Origin of the sequence: Kocuria sp. TGY1127_2 (assembly GCF_013394385.1) — a bacterium.
Taxonomy (GTDB): domain Bacteria; phylum Actinomycetota; class Actinomycetes; order Actinomycetales; family Micrococcaceae; genus Rothia.
On the sequence record NZ_AP022834.1, the window covers coordinates 2,024,104 to 2,041,284 of the forward strand.

Consider the following 17,181-nt stretch of genomic DNA (forward strand, 5'->3'; position numbering starts at 1 on the left):
CTATTCGGGGCGACCCGCGACGTCGAGGGCCTCGACGAGAGTGAACTTCCCGGCGTACAGCGCCTTTCCGACGATGGTCCCTTCGACACCGCGGGGAACCATAGCGCGGAGGGCCTCGAGGTCGGCGAGCGACGAGATCCCGCCCGAAGCGACGACGGGTTTGTCCGTCCGTTGCGCGACTTCCGCCAACAATTCGGTGTTCGGCCCCTGCAGGGTTCCGTCCTTGGTAACGTCGGTGACCACAAAACGTGAACAACCATCGGCATTGAGCCGGTCCAGGACCTCCCAGAGATCCCCGCCTTCCTGAGTCCAACCGCGGGCCGCAAGGGTGGTCCCACGGACGTCTAGTCCGACCGCGATGAGGTCACCGTGTTCTGCGATCACGCGCCTGGTCCACTCCGGATTTTCCAAAGCCGCTGTGCCCAGGTTGATCCGGGTTGGTTCGAGCTTCAAAGCCCGATCCAGTGATTCGTCGTCCCTGATGCCTCCGGACATCTCGATTTTAAGGTCCAGGGCCTGCGAGACTCGCTGAAGCACATCGAAGTTGTTGCCGCGACCGAAAGCTGCGTCCAGGTCCACCAGGTGCAGCCATTCGGCACCCGCCTCCTGCCACGCCAGCGCCGCTTCCACGGGGTCGCCGTACCCCGTTTCGGATCCGGCCTCCCCTTGGACGAGTCGCACGGCCTGGCCGTTGGCGACGTCGACCGCGGGCAAGAGCTCCAGGCGATCATTCGGATTCATGCGGTCCCCTTAATCAAGAGTCGTAACGTAAAAACCGTAAGCGAAAAGAACCACCGCGAGAACCCAAAGAACGATTTGGGCGATGACCGTGATTTTCTGCTTTCGGAGTGAAATTGCGCCCCCGGCGAGAAATGCGCCGAAGGTCATGAGCAAGAGGCCTGAGACAATAGGGCTCATCGCGGCTCTTCTCCTCTCGGTGTGATGTCTTTACTGGCCAGGTCGACGGGCTCGCCCTCGGTATCCAGGCGCCTTGTACGCGGCAGTGACCCCAACCAGTTTCTGAGCAATTGAAGACCCGCGGCGGAAGATTTCTCCGGGTGGAATTGAGTTGCGGACAAAGGTCCGTTTTCGACCGCCGCGATGAATGGTCCGCCGTGATGCGACCACGTGACCTGCGGAGGCTTCATAACCTCTATGGTCTGGTCGAATTCCCATTGCTGAACGCCATAGGAGTGCACGAAATAAAAACGTTCGTTTTCAATTCCTTGGAAAAGGACGGTCTCGGCAGGCGGTTGCACACGGTTCCATCCCATGTGCGGCACGACGTCGGCTTTCAAACGCTCCACGAGACCCGGCCACTCGCCGAGCCCATCCGTCTCCTCTCCGTGCTCATCACCGTGCTCGAAGAAAACCTGCAGACCGACACAGATACCGAGCACCGGTCGAGACCCTGCGATACGGCGGCCGATCATGCGAGGAGCGTCCGCAGCGCGCAGGGCGCCCATCACGGCGGAAAAGGCTCCCACTCCTGGAACCACCAGCCCATCAGCACCCAGGACGTCACGCTCGGATCGAGAGAGCACGACGTCGGCGCCAGCGGCTTCCAGCGCTCGAACAACTGAGCGAACATTGCCGGCACCATAATCCAGGACCGTTACCGTTGGCCGGTCGGAACTCTCCGGCTCCTGATCCTTCAATGGATTCTCCGAAGACGCCATCTACAGAGCTCCCTTGGTGGACGGAATTCCTTCGACACGTGGATCCGGCTCAACCGCCTCCCGCAGTGCCCGGGCCAATGCTTTGAACTGGGCTTCAGCGATATGGTGCGGATCCCTCCCTGAAACGACCTCCATGTGGAGACAGATCCCCGCGTGAAAAGCGATGGCCTCCAGCACATGGCGCACCATAGAACCCGTAAAGTGCCCGCCGATCAAATGGAATTCGAAACCGGCCGGCTCACCGGTGTGCACGAGGAAGGGCCTGCCGGAAATATCGACCACAGCACGAGCCAGGGCCTCATCCAAGGGGACGGCCGCCTGGCCGAAACGACGTATCCCGCGCTTCTCACCGAGGGCCTTCTTGAGCGCATCTCCCAGGACGATCGCGGTGTCCTCGACGGTGTGGTGGACATCGATATGCGTGTCGCCCGAACACTGGATGTCCATGTCGATCAACGAGTGCTTGGACAAAGCGGTCAGCATGTGGTCGTAGAACGGAACCGATGTCTCGATGTGCGATGAACCCGTTCCGTCAAGGTCGATCGTGACGGACACGTTGGATTCGCTCGTCTCACGCTCAAGACTCGCGGTGCGTGCCGTTGATGGGGTCGTCATGACTCTCCTGCGGTCAAGAGGGCGCGGCCCTCGCTGTTGTGGTCGGTTCGTAAAGCGCTAGCTCGCGGCGCTCCCGGGGGCGCGATGCTTTTCGACGTGTTTGTCCAGACTATCGAGAAAAGCGGTGGTCTCTTCCTCCGTGCCCGCGGTGACTCGCAGATGGCCTGCAATGCCGACGTCCCTGATCAGCACGCCGTCTTCGAGGAGATCCTTCCACAGGCCGTGACTGTCGTGGATTCCCCCGAAGAAAACGAAATTCGAGTCGGATGAGGCCGGTGCAAGTCCCAGACGCCGCAGGTGATCGACGATCCGGTCCCGCTGAGTCTTAATGTTTTCGACGTTAGCCAGGAGTTGCCCACGATGGCGCAATGCTGCGAGGGCGGTTGCCTGCGTTATCGCCGAGAGGTGATAAGGGAGCCTCACGAGCATGACGGCATCCACTACGCTCGGATCCGCCGCGAAATAGCCGAGTCGGGCACCGGCAAAGGCGAACGCCTTGCTCATGGTGCGTGTCACGATGAGCCGCTGCCGCCCCGGCAAAAGCGTCAGAGCGGTCCGTCGGGGATCACGAGCGAACTCCGCATACGCCTCGTCAACCACGACGATGCCGTTGAACGACGATGCAGCTTCGTATACGGCTTCGACGACATCGAGATCGAGGCCGGTACCCGTCGGATTGTTAGGAGAGCACAGAATGGTGACCTCTGGCCGAGCTTCTGCGACTTGCCGCGCGGCAGACTCGGCGGTGAGGGAGAAGTCATCAGCGCGCTCACCCTCGATGAATTCGGTATTGGTGCCGGAGGCCAAGAGCGGATACATCGAGTAAGTCGGCACGAAGCTCATCACGCTTCTGCCGGGACCGCCGAATACTTGCAGGATTTGCTGAAGAATTTCATTCGAGCCGTTGGCAGCCCACAGATTTTCCGTACGCAACTCGTGGCCCAGAAACGCGGCGAGTTCGGAGCGGAGCTCGACGAAGTCGCGGTCCGGGTATCGATTGAGGGTCTTTGCGACCTCTCTGACACCATCCGTAATGGCGTCGACCACTTCCACAGGCACGGGATGCGTATTTTCATTGACGTTCAAGGCATAAGGAACCTCAAGCATGGGGGCCCCATAGGGTGAACGACCCCTGAGGTCATCCCGAAGGGGCAGGCTATTCAACGCATCCAATGAATCAGTCACCCCCTCATCTTAAGGACTGCAGATCATCCCTCGGAAATCACCGGCACAATAAGACGCTGTCCCGGAGTAACGCGGCCGCTCGAAAGATCGTTCAGGTCATTGATCTTCGCAATTGCCTCCCGGGTGTCCCCACTGGGATCCACGTCCCGAGCAATATCCCACAAAGTGTCACCGCTGCCGACCGTGACGGTCTTCGTCACAACCCCCGCACTTTCGGTGCCTGCATTGGCCGTCCCTGCAGCGAAAAACATCATCAAAAGCGCTGCTGCAATGATCACGGTCGAGAGGAGCGGCAAACCGAAGAACACAAAACGACCGCGGCGCGTCAAGGTCATCGGCGAGTTCTTGGACGGAGTAGCTTCTGGTCGGCGGATCCACTCCGTGTCGCGGTTCTTAAGGGACAGAACGGTGCGCATCAGATGATTCCTTCATGTTGAGCGAGAGTGATCGATACTCGAATATTTGTTCGAGTTCGTACATCTGTTCTACCAAACTATTCGAACACTGTCGAGAAAAATAGAACACATGTTTGATTTGCCACCTTCACTGGCCTAGCCTGAGAGGTAACATGTCGGCTCGATCGGCTGGATGACGCGCTTCTTTCTCTTCCTGAAAGCCAGGGCTCAGCGTCTTTCTCCGTCGGTCGTAGTCCTAGTACACACAGGGCGACTGACAACTTAAGCTCCCCAGGGAAGGACGAACCGGTGGCCACCCAGCTTCCTCAACAGGCCAAGCCGCTTACCCCGCGTCAGCGCAAGATCCTCGAGGCCATTGCCTCATCCATCGCGACGCACGGTTACCCTCCGTCCATGCGGGAAATCGGTGACATCGTCGGCCTATCGAGTCTGTCCAGCGTGACCCATCAGCTCTCCCGCTTGGAGAGCCTGGGCCTGATACGCCGGGACCCCAAACGTCCGCGGGCCATAGAAGTCCTCTGCGATATGCCTCTGGGTGAGGAGGCCCCCAGCGCCCCCGCCCCGAACGGCCAGGCCAAGCGGGCCCCCGGCAACGATGACCAGAAGGTTGTCCAGCTGTTCCCAGAGAACGACGCCGAAGGTTCCACGGCTCAGGTTCCCCTGGTCGGAAGGATCGCGGCCGGTGTTCCGATTACTGCGGAGCAGCATGTCGAGGACGTCGTCGCGCTCCCCCGGCAATTAGTTGGGCAGGGCCAATTGTTCATGCTCGAAGTCCGAGGCGACTCCATGGTCGAGGCGGCAATTTGCGATGGAGATTGGGTTGTCGTTCGGCAGCAGAACAATGCGGAGAATGGCGATATCGTCGCCGCGTTGCTCGACGAAGAAGCAACCGTCAAGACATTCCGTCAACGGGACGGCCACACCTGGCTGCTGCCGCAGAACCGTCAGTACGAACCAATCCTCGGCGATCACGCAACCATCATGGGCAAGGTTGTTTCGGTACTTCGTTCCGTCTGAGCCACCACCGTCGCGTCAAAAAAGCGCTTCAGTCGTACCAGCTGGCTGAAGCGCTTTTCCCGGTTGGGTCGGAGCCGAAGCGGGCTCGGAGGCTAGTCTGCCGAAAGCCTTCTCAGAGCGGCAGTGACGATGGGCAGTTTGTCGGTTGTCCAAAGCGGTGGAAGCGCGCTGCGCAAGAATCCGCCGTACCGGGCCGTCGCCAACCGGGAATCCAGCACCGCGACCACGCCTCGATCGTCGTGAGCGCGGATCAGCCGCCCGGTACCCTGTGCGAGTCGAATTGCCGCATGATACGCGGAAATCGCCATGAAGCCGTTTCCTCCCGATTGGCTCACCGCGCGTGTGCGTGCGGAGGACAATGGATCATCCGGGCGCGGGAAGGGGATTCGGTCGATCATAACCAAGCGGCAGGACTGGCCCGGGACGTCTACCCCTTGCCACAGACTCATGGTCCCGAAGAGGCATGTGTCTGCGTCTTCCGTGAACTCCTTGACCAAACCTCGGAGGGAAGACTCCCCCTGCACCAAAATGGTCAGATTCGAATTGTTCCGAACGTATTCTGCCGCCTGTTCCGCGCCTCTTTTGGACGAGAACAGGCCTAAAGCTCCGCCTGACGAGGCTTCGACCAGTTGGAGGATTCGTTCCAATTGCTCTTCGGAAACGCCCCTACCCGGTTTGGGCAAGTCCGAAGCGAGGTAGAGCATCCCCTGCTTCGGATAGTCGAACGGCGAACCTACGTCGAGCCCTTCCCATGTGGGCGCTTTCTCGCCCTTGAGCCCGAGCGATCCGGCCACCGAATCGAAAGAATGACCGATGGACAATGTCGCCGAGGTCAAGATGACTGTTCGGTCTTGGAACAGCCCTTCCCGGAGCCGCGACGCCACGGAAAGCGGGGCAACATTAATCGTCGCAGGGTCGGTATCGGCCGCCGCCACATAGCCCCGACCTGGCTCCCAACCGCCGACGCGGCTGATCCAGACGACCTCGTATTTGCCGTCTGCGCCTAGCGTTCTTTCCGCCAACTCGAGAACTTCGGTCAATCGGGCTCGGGCCATTTGTCGCCCGGCGTCCGAGTCCTTGCCATCCGGCTTGGTGTCTGACAATGCGGCACGGCTGGCATCTCGCACGAGTTCCATGGCTCGTTGCAGGTCCGGCGTCAGGCCGTGAGCCATGAGTTCGGCAGGCTTACCGGTGCATGCTGCGTCCAGGGCCTCGGCGGCAGAGTTGAGCGGCTCATGGGCGGCACTCGTGTTTTTCCTGATCGCCCGGGCGGCCGACCGAACCATGACGGGCGAAATTGCCCCCGTCACCGCGCCGGTCACTCGGTCCACGAGCTCGTGTGCCTCATCGACGATCACCGTGTCGTGCTCGGGAAGAACGCCTATTCCCTCGAATGCGTTAATGGCCAGGAGAGCGTGATTGGTGATGACGACGTCAGCTTCTCCCGCTTTTTGCCGGGCAAGCTCGGAAAAGCATTCCTCGACGAGCGGGCATTTTCTCCCCAAGCATTCCGATGCGGTCACCGAGACGTGGCGCCAGGCCTTGTCGCTCACACCCGGCAACAGCTCATCCCGGTCGCCGGTATCGCTTGTCTCCGCCCAGGAGCGCAGACGCACGACCTCTTCCGCGAGTCCCGAACTGGACTGATCAGGATGACCCGAGGCAGATGCCCCTTCGGAGTTCAGAGAGAAGAGCGAATTGGGGTCTTCCTCATCCGGGTATCCGCCCTCGAGCTTATGAAGGCAGACGTAATTGTTCCGCCCCTTCAGCAGGGCGACGTCGACCGGGCGTTCGAGCTGATCGTTCAGAGCCTCGAGCAGTCGAGGCATATCCCGGTTCACAATCTGGGACTGGAGAGCGAGGGTCGCCGTGGCCACCACGATGGGCGATTCGGCGTCTATCGAATGCCGGATCGCGGGCACCAGATATGCCAAGGACTTACCAGTGCCCGTGCCTGCCTGGACCAAGAGATGCTTGTTCATCTCCAGGGCCTGGGCCACGTGGGCAGCCATGAGCCTCTGCCCATCCCGCCTTTGCCCACCGGATCTCTCTACGGCCGTGTCCAGCAGTTCCAGCGCGTCCTTTGCTCCGGGCAGAGTCTCTGGCTCATCGCCCCTCAGCGCAGCGTCCATGTGCGTTTCCCTCCGCGCGCTCAAGCGTCCTAGACCGTGTATTCGTGCAATTCGGATGCCGTATCCGGCCTCACCAGGACCGACATTCTCGTTCCGTTTTCTTCGAACTCGGTCGACAGTATCTCGGCATCCCAGGAGTGCAGACGAGAGACGATTTCGCCGTGTGTATAGGGAACCAGAATTTCCAGCCGCACGTCCGGCCGCGGGATGGTTTCCGAGATGAGCTGCTTGAGCTCCTCGATTCCGGCTCCCGTCCGTGCCGAAACCACGGCGTGCCGCGGTTCGCGTTGGCGTAAACGCTCGATGACGTACGGGTCGGCGGCGTCTGCCTTATTGAGGACGATGATCTCCGGCACGTCGCGGGCGTCTACGTCGGCCAAAACTTCGCGCACTGCACGAATCTGCCCTTCCGGTTCCGGGTGGGATACATCAACGACGTGCAGGACCACGTCAGCATCGGCGACTTCTTCAAGTGTCGAACGAAAGGCCTCGACCAATTGGGTCGGTAGAGAGCGAACGAATCCAACGGTATCCGAGAGCGTATACCCGATGCCGTCCGGTGTTTCCGCTTTGCGCACCGTGGGATCCAAGGTTGCGAACAGCGCATTTTCGACGAGAACGCCTGCATCCGTCAGCCGGTTGAGCAACGACGACTTGCCGGCGTTGGTATAACCGGCGATCGCAACGGACGGAACGTGGTTGCGACGTCGGTTGAGTCGTTTGGTTTCGCGTGCCGGTTTCATTGCCGCGATTTCGCGACGTAATTTTGCCATGCGTGTGCGGATACGACGTCGGTCCAACTCGATCTTGGTTTCTCCGGGCCCGCGAGAGCCAATGCCTTCGCCACCGGCAGCCCGACCACCGGCCTGACGGGACATTGACTCGCCCCAGCCGCGCAAACGCGGCAACAGGTATTCCAGCTGTGCCAATTCGACCTGAGCCTTGCCTTCACGCGATTTGGCGTGCTGCGCAAAGATATCCAGGATCAGCGACGTGCGGTCGATGACCTTGATCTTGACGATGTCCTCCAAAGCGCGTCGCTGCGACGGCGCCAATTCGGAGTCGACGATCACGGTGTCGGCGCCGGTCGAGTTCACGATTTCACGGAGCTCTTGAGCTTTTCCGGATCCCAAGAAAGTTCCCGGATCCGGTTTGAGGCGCCGCTGAACCAAGCCATCCAACACTTCCGAACCCGCCGTCTCCGCGAGAGCTGCCAGTTCACGCAAAGAGTCCTCGGCTTCGGTTTGCGTTCCTTCCGACCAAATACCTGCAAGAACCACGCGTTCGAGTCGCAACTGGCGGTATTCGACTTCGGTGACGTCCTCGAGCTCGGTCGAAAGCCCCTGGACGCGTCGCAGCGCGCGGCGCTCTTCGAGTTCTTGTTGGTCCCCGTCGGCGTCAGTGTGCTGTGTGTTGTCTTCCGACAGCTCACGGGCCTTGCGGTCGAGGATCGACTGCTCGTGTTCCTCCTCAGGGGAGAATCGTCCGAGCACTCGGTCCACCGTAGCCCGCAGCTGGGCATCGCTCGGCTGTGAGCCGCCCTGCTCGTCGGGTCCGGTTGTTTCGTTCTGGGGCATAGTGCCTTTCTTCTTTTGTCGCGGGGCAACCCCACGACGCGGTATTCGATGATTCTATCTGTGCCGCGATGCGGCGGCCGCCTCATCCGGCGAATGTGTGGAGAAGAACTCGGCCACTTCCTCGGCGTCGGAGACCCCAAGGGGCACACACGATGCCGTAAAATCGCTCACCATGGCTGAGCATTACTTTTCTTCGCATGATGAAGGCGATTTGCAGACCCGTCCCCTGACCGTCGAGCTCGACGGTGTGAGGCGCGAGCTAGTAACAGCCTCGGGCGTCTTCAGCCCCAAAGGGCTCGACAAAGGAACTGCGGTCCTCTTTAAAGAAGTCCCTCAGCCCTCAGGAAATTCCCTCTTGGACATCGGTTGTGGTTGGGGGCCCATCACCTTGACGATGGCTCTCAGGAATCCCCTCGCGAAGGTGACGGCAATCGATGTCAATCAGCGGAGTTTGGAGCTGACACGACGCAACGCCGCCGCATTGGGCATCGAGACCATTTCCGCTGCTCTGCCGGAAGAGGTCGATCCTGAATTGACCTTCGATACCATCTGGTCGAATCCTCCGATCCGGGTCGGCAAGGAGGTCCTCCACGATATTCTGCTGACTTGGCTCCCCAGGCTGGCACTCGGCGGTTGCGCCTACCTGGTGGTTCAAAAGAACCTCGGGGCGGACTCGCTGGTGCCATGGATCGACGAGCACTTGGGCCAAGGCTTCGACGTCGGCCGATACGCGACGGCGAAGGGCTTCCGCGTGATCGAAGTTCGACGTCACATCCCGACGCGGACTAGTTGAGAACCACTTTCCCTACCAGGACCGCAGGACCCGAAAGCACAACGTGCTCGAGCTCATCCGGCCCCAGGACGAACGTCGTTCCCACGGCCCCTCCCGGGACCTCAACCACCCACTCATCGGGAGCGTCCTCGCCTGCCCAGAAACGTGTTGCCGCGGCGGCCGCGCACGCTCCCGTACCACAGGACTGGGTTTCCCCGACTCCACGTTCATGAACCCTCATGGCGATCCGTCCGACGGTCTCGTGCTCTTCCGAATCCATGGGAACCACGAATTCCACATTGGTTCCGTCCGCCGGCGTCGGTCTCACTGTCGGAGCCGATTCCAATCCCAATTTTTCGAGCTTTTCTTCCCCGGCGAGGGCCACCACAGTGTGCGGATTCCCCATGGTGATGGACACTCCGGGACGAGGAGTCCTCAGGCCGCGCGCCGTCACGAGACAATCAGATCCGGAATCCCGAGCTTCGTCACCATTGATGAATCCCCACGGGCCCATATCGACCGCGTAGCCGGAATCGACCTTGGCGACCGTTTTGGGACCGCCCCGCGTACCGATGGTCAAGGTCTGACCTTCCTCGAGGCACACGAGACCCTCCTGAATCAGGTAGTGAACGAAGACGCGCACCCCATTACCGCACATTTCCGACACAGAACCATCCGCATTGCGGTAGTCCATGAACCATTCGGCCCGAGGAGCAAGGTCAAGAAGGCTCCTCCCCTCCGCGAGCCGTTCCGACCGGATCGCTCGGATCAGACCGTCTGCCCCGATACCAAGGTGCCTGTCGCAGACCGATGCGACCAGTGCGTCATCCAGTTCGAGCTGTCCATCCGTATCGGTCAGCAACACGAAGTCGTTGCCCGTTCCGTGGCCTTTCGTCAAGGTGATCCCGGCAAACTCACCCCATGATGGTTCGCTGGCCGCTTCTGAGGATTCGGCAGCAGGCGTTGAGTTGTCGAGGATCGTCTCGGTGGGCTCGGGCGCATCGGTTCGTTGAGAAGTCACCACACCAGTTTAACCCTCGGTGGCTCGGTGGAACAGCTCGACGGCTCGGTTCACGTTATTGGTGAAAGGCTCCGTGAAATTCAGCCAATGAACCCGAGGGTCGGCACGGAACCAGGTGGTCTGCCGCCTCGCGAATTGCCTCGTCGCGATGATGGTTTCCTCGACCGCCTCGTCAAGGCTTTTCTCTCCGTCGAGAACCTGAAGGATTTGGGCGTACCCCAGGGCGCGCGAGGCGGTCCTACCATCCCGCAGTCCTTGCCCGTCCAGGCGTTCGACTTCATCGACAAAGCCCCGGTCGACCATCGTGTGCACACGAGCAGCCAAACTGTCGTGGAGCACGGCGCGAACGCCATCCAGACCGATCTGCAGGGCTGGCTGAATGTACTCGCGCCGGGGCATGTACGAGGAGAAACGTCGACCGGTGACCTCGTGAACCTCCAGCGCACGAATCAGTCGTCGGTCGTCCTTGACCCGATGAGCCGATTCAGGATCGATTTCCTTCAACCGATCGAGCAGTGCTCCTCGACCGCGAACGGCGAGGTCGTTTTCCAACCGTCGACGCACGGAAGAATCCGTCCCCGGAAATTCGAGCACGTCGAGAGCGGCACGAACATAGAGCCCCGAACCGCCGACAAGGATCGGGGCACGACCCCGGCCCCTGATTTCGTCGAATTGGTTTCGAGCCGCAGTTTGAAAGTCGGCAACCGAGGCTTCCTCGCGCACGTCCAGGGTGTCCAGGAGGTGGTGCGGGATTCCCCCGCGCTCGTCAATCGGCAATTTGGCGGTACCGATGTCCATGCCTCGATAGAACTGCATCGAATCCGCATTGACGATTTCGCCGTCGACGGCGCGGGCCAGGGCAACTGCGAGATCGGACTTTCCCGTACCTGTGGGCCCGACCACGGCAACAATCGGACTCGTGGACCTCGACGATGTGGTGGCCAATTCGGAGCCGACGGCTGTTTCAGTCCTCTCGTGCCCCAGGGGACGATTCACCACTACGAGGCGCTGGTCAGGTCCAGCGACGGCTTACGAGGGATCGTGGGCATACCGAGATTTGTGGTGCCGGGTTTGCCGGTCCCTGCACCACAGGACTCCGCCTGTGTACGATCCCACGCGTCCCCGGCGCGCGAGCGACGTACGGAATACTCTGTCGACCCGAAGGATTGAGGGTCAGCAATCAGGTGGAATGGTGCGGCCTCGGTGATCTTGAGCGTCACCAAATCTCCCGGTCGCGGTGTCTCGCCGCCCTCGGGAACGGAAAAGTGCACGAGTCTCTGATCCCTGCTGCGTCCCGAAAGGCGGTGCGTCTGTCCACCCTTGCGTCCCGAATCCGCGGACACCATGACCTCGACCCGCTGGCCAACCTGTCGGGCATTCTCTTCTTCGCTGATCCGGTCCTGAAGCTTAGTCAGTCGCTCGTACCGTTCTTGAACCACTTCCTTGGGCACCTGGTTATCCATGGCGCCTGCCGGAGTTCCTGGCCGAATCGAGTATTGGAAGGTGAAGGCCGAAGAGAATCGGGACTTCTCCACGACGTCGAGGGTCGCTTGGAAGTCCTCTTCGGTTTCCCCGGGGAATCCGACAATGATGTCGGTCGTGATCGCCGCGTGGGGAATCTTCTGCCGGACTTTGTCCAGGATTCCCAAGAACTTCTTGGAACGGTACGAGCGCCTCATGTCTTTCAGGACCTTGTCGGAGCCCGATTGCAACGGCATGTGCAAGACCGGCATAACGTTGGGGGTCTCAGCCATCGCATCGATCACATCGTCCGTGAATGCGGCCGGGTGGGGACTTGTGAAACGGACCCTCTCGAGGCCTTCGATCTCGCCGCATGCGCGCAACAACTTTGAGAAAGCCTGCCGGTCGCCGAATTCGACACCGTAGGAATTGACGTTCTGCCCCAGCAAGGTGACTTCAATGGCCCCGTCGTCCACCAGGGCCTGCACTTCGGCCAAGATGTCCCCTGGCCGACGGTCCTTTTCTTTGCCTCGCAGTGACGGAACGATGCAAAATGTGCACGTGTTATTGCAACCCACCGAGATGGATACCCACCCCGAGTAGACCGAATCGCGTTTGGTCGGGAGGGTCGAGGGAAATACCTCCAAGGACTCCAGCAATTCGGTTGCCGCCTCGTCATTGTGGCGGGAGCGCTGCAGGAGCGTGGGAAGTGACCCGATGTTGTGAGTACCGAAGACGACGTCGACCCAGGGAGCTTTTTTGACGATCGTGTCCTGGTCCTTCTGGGCCAAGCATCCGCCGACCGCAATCTGCATACCTTGGTTCTCGCGCTTGGTCGGCGCCAGGTTTCCGAGATTCCCGTACAGCTTGTTATCGGCGTTTTCGCGAACCGCACACGTGTTGAAAACCACGAGATCGGGAGTGCCTTCGGTATGCGGGACGTAGCCTGCCGATTCGAGAAGACCCGAAATTCTTTCGGAATCGTGCACGTTCATCTGGCACCCGAAGGTCCTGACCTCGTAGGTGCGGTGCTCGCCCGTCTGCTCGTCGATGCCGGGCATCGGCTGCGTAGCTTCCGTGGGAAATGTATGACTGAGTGCTTCGGTTGGGTTTGATGTCACCCTGCCAGCGTACAAGAAGCCGGGCACCCCATGCCCACCTCGTTGACGAGCGTCACGGCCAGCGCCCCCAAACCGGCCCGGACCACAACGAAGTATCCTTGGCCTGTGCCCGATTCCTCTCCCAATCACCACGACGACCCGCCGCCCGTGGTGTTCTTCACGGGTGAAGACTTGGTGCGAGCCATGTCACCCCGAGCGCGGGAACCCCTCCGTCACGGTTGTGCCCTTTCGGCAGAGTTTTTGGGCGAGCCGATCGATTCGGCAGAGCTTTTGTCCTCGACCAACCGGTCCGTCGTCGTGCGTTGCCGCGCGGGGCAAGCCTCCGTGGTGGTCAAACATTTTCGCAGACGTGATTCGGCGAGAAACGCGAGTGGCTTCGGTTATTTGAGAGCGCGATACGGTTCGGACGTTTTACCGTCATCCGCCCGCCTCGTGGCCCACGACGACGCTGACCGGATATTGATATTCGAAGACTTCGGTTCGAGTGTGGACCAGAACCTGAATCGGGAAGATCTCCGCAAGTGGATCAGCATCTGGCCGAGCATGGTCCTTCCTGCCGAATCCTCGGCGGCCCTGTGGTTCCGCGACTCGTTGGCTGCGGCCGATCCGATAGCCGCGGCCAAGGGGCGCCCCGGGGCGCTGCCTTCGCTCGGATTGCTCGACCGGAGTCGCCTTTCAATCGAAGACGTTGGCCGGTTGCTCGACCCGAAGGTCTCCGTCCTGTGGTGCGGGGATATGACTCCGGGCAATTTCGCGCCCTCGGCCGACGGCGGGTACCGACAAATCGATACCGAAGGCACGGGATACTGCGACCCCGCGATACTGGTCGCCGAGGTCAGGATGGGGCTTCCTTCGGCCATCGGCCACAAACGACTTCACGCGTTGCTCGATCCCGACGAGTGGGGCGACGCAGCAGATTCACTGGCCGAACAATGGAAGGTCGACGGTCAGCGTGAGATCCGCGCCCGCCTGGCATTGGAGGCTATCCTGCGCGTTCTCGCCCCGTCCCGCATTCCTCTGCACGGTATCGAGTCATTGCCTTAGGGCAGTTCTTCGTATTCCGAACTGACAAAGTCCGCATCTACCGTGTTGCCGCCGTCCAAGCCCGTGTCCGAGTACTGGTCAGCTGAACCTCGAAGTTCCTGTTTGACTACTTCGAAGGCCATACCAGAGGAATAACCGCGGCGCGCAAGCATCGAGGCGAGGCGTCGGAGTTCCTTTTCGTGAACGGCTCTGTCGGACAGGTCCACGTTCCTCTTGATTTTCTTGCGTACGAGTTCCCTCGCATCTTCGCGCTCGTCGTCGTCCGAGCGCTGCGCGAGAGCCTCTTCCGCGATGTCGCCCGTGACGCCCTTCTGAGCCAGCTCTCTCCTGAGTGCAGGGCGAGCGAGCTTTCGGCTCATAGACCGGCTTCTGACGAACATCTCCGCGAATTGCTGGTCGTCAACCAGCCCCAGGTCTTCATATCGGTCGAGGATCTCCGAGACCGTGTCCTCGGAGATTTCTTTGGATCGGAGCTTTTCCTCCAACTGGCCACGGCTACGTGCCGCCATGGTCAATTGGCGCAGGACGATGTCCTTCGCGCGGTCGTACTCGGATTTCTCGGTGGAGTCCGCGCGTGCTTTGTCGCGATCGGTTTGGGGATTCAGATCAGTATTGGAGGGAACCGTTGCAGCGGCCTTGTCTGCAGCCCCGGAACCTTCCAACCCCAAATCCTTGACCGGCGGGGTCTTCGCTCCCCCGAGTTTCCGTCCCTGACGACGACGGCCGGAACCATAGCGGTTCCGGCCGTCACCGCGTCCTGAGCTCAATGACATTAGAAGTTCTCAGGCAGGGCGTCCAGGGGATCGTCACTCAGCCCGGCGGAGTCCACGCCGTCACCCGGCGCGGCCGCCGTTTCAGTTGGTGCGGCAGCACCATCAACATCTTCTTCTTCCGTGCCAATGATGCCGGCCTTGACGAGAGTTTTATGTTGGATCTCTTCGGCCAATTCAGGATTGTCCTTGAGGAACCGGCGGGCGTTCTCCTTGCCCTGGCCCAACTGATCGCCTCCATAAGTGAACCAGGCGCCGGACTTCTTGACGATGTTGTGTTCGACCGCCATATCGATGATGCCGCCTTCGATCGAAATTCCTTCGCCGTAGAGAACGTCGAACTCGGCGACCTTGAACGGCGGGGCCATCTTGTTTTTGACGACCTTGGCCTTAGTGCGCGAGCCGATGGGATTGGCGCCATCCTTCAAAGTCTCAATACGGCGAATATCAATCCGCACCGAGGAATAGAACTTCAGGGCCTTACCGCCGGTCGTGGTCTCAGGGCTGCCGAAGAACACACCGATCTTCTCGCGAAGCTGGTTGATGAAAACTGCCGTGGTGTCGGTTTGGGACAAACGGCCTGTGATTTTGCGCAAGGCCTGAGACATCAGGCGAGCTTGCAAGCCCACGTGGGAATCGCCCATCTCGCCTTCGATTTCCGCGCGCGGTGTCAACGCCGCGACGGAGTCGACCACGATGATGTCGATCGACCCGGAGCCAACCAACATATCCATGATCTCGAGCGCCTGCTCACCGGTATCCGGCTGAGAAACCAGCAACGAATCGGTGTCAACCCCGAGCTTTTCAGCGTAGACCGGATCCAGAGCGTGCTCCGCGTCGATGAATGCCGCGATGCCGCCATTCTTCTGACAACTGGCCACGGCGTGGAGTGCGAGCGTGGTCTTGCCCGAGGACTCGGGCCCGTAGATCTCGACGACGCGGCCGCGTGGCAACCCGCCGACACCGAGGGCGACGTCCAAGGACAATGCGCCGGTGGAAATGGTCTCTGTCTTGACGGCCTCTCGATCGCCCAGGCGCATGACCGAGCCCTTGCCGTAATTCTTGTCGATCTGGGCGAGGACCGTGTCCAGAGCCTTTTCTCGGTCCGTGCCGGTTGCGCGGGAGACGGAAGTCGTGTTTCGCGATTTAGCAGCCATGATTACCTCAATTCCGTGGCCCTCCAGTGGTGGCAGGACCTGCTGTCGTGCGTTTCAGTCCTCACGCTAGTCGCCGGGACTGACAAGTTAAGCGCTTTGGGGCATCTGTGGAAAACCCGCGTCTCGCATCTGCGAACAGTCTAGCCGATGTCGAACACTAATTCGAATATAGTTTCGATCGGCGCGCCCCTGCGGTCTTCGAATGCCTCCGAGCCTCAGGACTCACCGGGGCTCCCCGGGATCGACTCCCAACCAACGATCTTCCGGCAGATCGTGCTGACGGCAGACGGCCTGCCACACCTTCAGCGGTGCAACTCCGGATTCGAGGGCCTCGTTCGCCGTGCGATTGTCCACCGCATCGAGAACCGTTTGGCTTCCCACGACCCGCGCGTATCCGGAACCGAATTCGTCCTCCATGCTCCGCCAGAACTCCGAAACCTTCACCGTTTCTCCTTTCCGGGCTCATCACAGCATTCCTCAAACTCGACAATAGCGGCCGTAGAGCCACAGGCAGAAGCCCGGTATATGGACCCGGAAACGCGAAAATCCGCATTGCCTGCGAATTGATCGCAGACAATACGGATTTTCAAACTACTCGGAAGGACTCATGGATGCGAGTCCTCCGCGGACACGACCAAATTTCGGTCGTTCACGCTTTTTCCGGGAACTATCGAACGATAGGGCGGGTCCGGTGCACGGCCGGCAGATCGCTGGAGCCCACGGCGTTCATGCCGTATTCGCGGCGGAACTCCTCGGAAAGCTCGTTGGGTACGGTATCGGGAACGTTGAGTCCCTCGGCGGAGGCGAGTCGGTCGGAGACCTCGCGGAGCATCTGGGACATGGGAATCTCCAGTGCGACGCAGATTGAAGCGAGCAGTTCTGACGAGGCTTCCTTCTGACCGCGCTCGACCTCACTCAAATATCCGAGCGAGACACGGGCACTGTGGGACACCTCGCGCAGGGTCCGCCCCTGACGCTGTCGGATGTCTCGAAGGACCTCACCGATTTCGTGGCGTAGGACAATCACTTTGGGCTCCTGCGGTTCGGGCGTGAAATTTTCTGACTGTCCCACGTCCTTCCAACGGACGACGCCGTTCACGGACACGGGTTGCTTAGTCATCTTTATGCCTATCTCCCTTTTCGATGTGGCCCCTTAGTATTGAGTGCCACTGGATTTCTTCAGCCTAATGCAGTTCTGACGTTCTCGTTAGGCC

Annotated in this window: 18 protein-coding genes; 3 read left to right on the forward strand and 15 right to left on the reverse strand. The window is 60.5% G+C overall.

What is annotated here, in order from left to right; all coding sequences use genetic code 11:
* From priA to sake_RS09075, 6 genes are read right to left on the reverse strand one after another with little or no spacing between them, the layout of a single operon-like run.
* Window positions 1–741 carry a bifunctional 1-(5-phosphoribosyl)-5-((5-phosphoribosylamino)methylideneamino)imidazole-4-carboxamide isomerase/phosphoribosylanthranilate isomerase PriA gene (priA, locus tag sake_RS09050; RefSeq protein WP_129360574.1) on the reverse strand — a complete coding sequence of 247 codons (741 nt, stop codon included), beginning with the start codon at window positions 739–741 and terminating at the stop codon, window positions 1–3.
* 9 nt (window positions 742–750) lie between these two features.
* Window positions 751–918 (reverse strand): hypothetical protein, encoded by a 168-nt coding sequence (locus sake_RS09055; RefSeq protein ID WP_178945859.1) that lies wholly within the window; start codon window positions 916–918, stop codon window positions 751–753.
* Window positions 915–1,679, reverse strand: a complete 765-nt coding sequence (gene hisH / locus sake_RS09060; RefSeq protein ID WP_129360575.1) for an imidazole glycerol phosphate synthase subunit HisH — start codon at window positions 1,677–1,679, stop codon at window positions 915–917. Before hisH ends, sake_RS09055 begins: the two co-directional genes overlap by 4 nt.
* On the reverse strand, window positions 1,680–2,294 hold the full coding sequence (gene hisB / locus sake_RS09065; protein WP_129360576.1) for an imidazoleglycerol-phosphate dehydratase HisB: 615 nt from the start codon (window positions 2,292–2,294) through the stop codon (window positions 1,680–1,682).
* A gap of 57 nt (window positions 2,295–2,351) precedes the next feature.
* The gene (locus sake_RS09070) at window positions 2,352–3,479 is read right to left on the reverse strand and encodes a histidinol-phosphate transaminase (RefSeq protein ID WP_129360577.1); all 1,128 of its coding nucleotides are present in this window, start codon (window positions 3,477–3,479) and stop codon (window positions 2,352–2,354) included.
* A 23-nt stretch (window positions 3,480–3,502) separates the two neighbouring features.
* The gene (locus sake_RS09075; protein WP_238147702.1) at window positions 3,503–3,895 is read right to left on the reverse strand and encodes a LysM peptidoglycan-binding domain-containing protein; all 393 of its coding nucleotides are present in this window, start codon (window positions 3,893–3,895) and stop codon (window positions 3,503–3,505) included.
* A 288-nt stretch (window positions 3,896–4,183) separates the two neighbouring features.
* On the opposite strand from sake_RS09075, the gene lexA reads away from it, so the two are divergent.
* A complete protein-coding gene (lexA, locus tag sake_RS09080; RefSeq protein ID WP_129360578.1) occupies window positions 4,184–4,912 on the forward strand; it encodes a transcriptional repressor LexA in 729 nt (242 codons plus the stop codon).
* Between the two features lie 92 nt (window positions 4,913–5,004).
* On the opposite strand, the gene sake_RS09085 is transcribed toward lexA, so the two are convergent.
* Complete coding sequence (locus tag sake_RS09085) at window positions 5,005–7,044, reverse strand: ATP-dependent DNA helicase (RefSeq protein ID WP_178945860.1); 2,040 nt, start codon at window positions 7,042–7,044, stop codon at window positions 5,005–5,007.
* Window positions 7,045–7,073: 29 nt separating this feature from the next.
* Window positions 7,074–8,621 (reverse strand): GTPase HflX, encoded by a 1,548-nt coding sequence (gene hflX, locus sake_RS09090; RefSeq protein ID WP_129360580.1) that lies wholly within the window; start codon window positions 8,619–8,621, stop codon window positions 7,074–7,076.
* 172 nt (window positions 8,622–8,793) lie between these two features.
* Between hflX and sake_RS09095 the strand changes: the two genes are divergently transcribed.
* Window positions 8,794–9,414 carry a class I SAM-dependent methyltransferase gene (locus sake_RS09095; protein WP_129360581.1) on the forward strand — a complete coding sequence of 207 codons (621 nt, stop codon included), beginning with the start codon at window positions 8,794–8,796 and terminating at the stop codon, window positions 9,412–9,414.
* On the opposite strand, the gene dapF is transcribed toward sake_RS09095, so the two are convergent.
* The 3 genes from dapF to miaB are packed head-to-tail and all read right to left on the reverse strand — an operon-like array spanning window position 9,407 to window position 12,936.
* A complete protein-coding gene (gene dapF, locus sake_RS09100; protein ID WP_129360826.1) occupies window positions 9,407–10,372 on the reverse strand; it encodes a diaminopimelate epimerase in 966 nt (321 codons plus the stop codon). The two genes, sake_RS09095 and dapF, sit on opposite strands and share 8 nt — an antisense overlap.
* A 51-nt stretch (window positions 10,373–10,423) precedes the next feature.
* Complete coding sequence (gene miaA / locus sake_RS09105; protein WP_129360827.1) at window positions 10,424–11,359, reverse strand: tRNA (adenosine(37)-N6)-dimethylallyltransferase MiaA; 936 nt, start codon at window positions 11,357–11,359, stop codon at window positions 10,424–10,426.
* Window positions 11,360–11,412: 53 nt separating this feature from the next.
* Complete coding sequence (miaB, locus tag sake_RS09110; protein ID WP_129360828.1) at window positions 11,413–12,936, reverse strand: tRNA (N6-isopentenyl adenosine(37)-C2)-methylthiotransferase MiaB; 1,524 nt, start codon at window positions 12,934–12,936, stop codon at window positions 11,413–11,415.
* Window positions 12,937–13,026: 90 nt separating this feature from the next.
* Between miaB and sake_RS09115 the strand changes: the two genes are divergently transcribed.
* Window positions 13,027–14,040 (forward strand): hypothetical protein, encoded by a 1,014-nt coding sequence (locus sake_RS09115; protein ID WP_178945861.1) that lies wholly within the window; start codon window positions 13,027–13,029, stop codon window positions 14,038–14,040.
* On the opposite strand, the gene sake_RS09120 is transcribed toward sake_RS09115, so the two are convergent.
* From sake_RS09120 to sake_RS09135, 4 genes are all read right to left on the reverse strand, one after another.
* Window positions 14,037–14,813 carry a regulatory protein RecX gene (locus sake_RS09120; RefSeq protein ID WP_238147703.1) on the reverse strand — a complete coding sequence of 259 codons (777 nt, stop codon included), beginning with the start codon at window positions 14,811–14,813 and terminating at the stop codon, window positions 14,037–14,039. The two genes, sake_RS09115 and sake_RS09120, sit on opposite strands and share 4 nt — an antisense overlap.
* Window positions 14,813–15,967, reverse strand: a complete 1,155-nt coding sequence (gene recA, locus sake_RS09125; RefSeq protein ID WP_129360583.1) for a recombinase RecA — start codon at window positions 15,965–15,967, stop codon at window positions 14,813–14,815. The genes sake_RS09120 and recA overlap by 1 nt, the downstream gene beginning before the upstream one ends.
* Window positions 15,968–16,189: 222 nt before the next feature.
* On the reverse strand, window positions 16,190–16,411 hold the full coding sequence (locus tag sake_RS09130) for a DUF3046 domain-containing protein (RefSeq protein WP_129360584.1): 222 nt from the start codon (window positions 16,409–16,411) through the stop codon (window positions 16,190–16,192).
* 223 nt (window positions 16,412–16,634) lie between these two features.
* Complete coding sequence (locus tag sake_RS09135) at window positions 16,635–17,087, reverse strand: helix-turn-helix domain-containing protein (protein ID WP_129360585.1); 453 nt, start codon at window positions 17,085–17,087, stop codon at window positions 16,635–16,637.
* Window positions 17,088–17,181: the final 94 nt, after the last annotated feature.

What these genes read in the sequence shown, in the direction of transcription:
- recA (WP_129360583.1), bottom strand. Translation starts at nt 15,967, where the DNA reads ATGGCTGCTAAATCGCGAAACACGACTTCCGTCTCCCGCGCAACCGGC.
- sake_RS09085 (WP_178945860.1), bottom strand. Translation starts at nt 7,044, where the DNA reads ATGGACGCTGCGCTGAGGGGCGATGAGCCAGAGACTCTGCCCGGAGCA.
- hflX (WP_129360580.1), bottom strand. Translation starts at nt 8,621, where the DNA reads ATGCCCCAGAACGAAACAACCGGACCCGACGAGCAGGGCGGCTCACAG.
- hisH (WP_129360575.1), bottom strand. Translation starts at nt 1,679, where the DNA reads ATGGCGTCTTCGGAGAATCCATTGAAGGATCAGGAGCCGGAGAGTTCC.
- hisB (WP_129360576.1), bottom strand. Translation starts at nt 2,294, where the DNA reads ATGACGACCCCATCAACGGCACGCACCGCGAGTCTTGAGCGTGAGACG.
- sake_RS09055 (WP_178945859.1), bottom strand. Translation starts at nt 918, where the DNA reads ATGAGCCCTATTGTCTCAGGCCTCTTGCTCATGACCTTCGGCGCATTT.
- priA (WP_129360574.1), bottom strand. Translation starts at nt 741, where the DNA reads ATGAATCCGAATGATCGCCTGGAGCTCTTGCCCGCGGTCGACGTCGCC.
- sake_RS09115 (WP_178945861.1), top strand. Translation starts at nt 13,027, where the DNA reads ATGCCCACCTCGTTGACGAGCGTCACGGCCAGCGCCCCCAAACCGGCC.
- miaB (WP_129360828.1), bottom strand. Translation starts at nt 12,936, where the DNA reads ATGCCCGGCATCGACGAGCAGACGGGCGAGCACCGCACCTACGAGGTC.
- sake_RS09095 (WP_129360581.1), top strand. Translation starts at nt 8,794, where the DNA reads ATGGCTGAGCATTACTTTTCTTCGCATGATGAAGGCGATTTGCAGACC.
- sake_RS09135 (WP_129360585.1), bottom strand. Translation starts at nt 17,087, where the DNA reads ATGACTAAGCAACCCGTGTCCGTGAACGGCGTCGTCCGTTGGAAGGAC.
- sake_RS09120 (WP_238147703.1), bottom strand. Translation starts at nt 14,813, where the DNA reads ATGTCATTGAGCTCAGGACGCGGTGACGGCCGGAACCGCTATGGTTCC.
- sake_RS09075 (WP_238147702.1), bottom strand. Translation starts at nt 3,895, where the DNA reads ATGCGCACCGTTCTGTCCCTTAAGAACCGCGACACGGAGTGGATCCGC.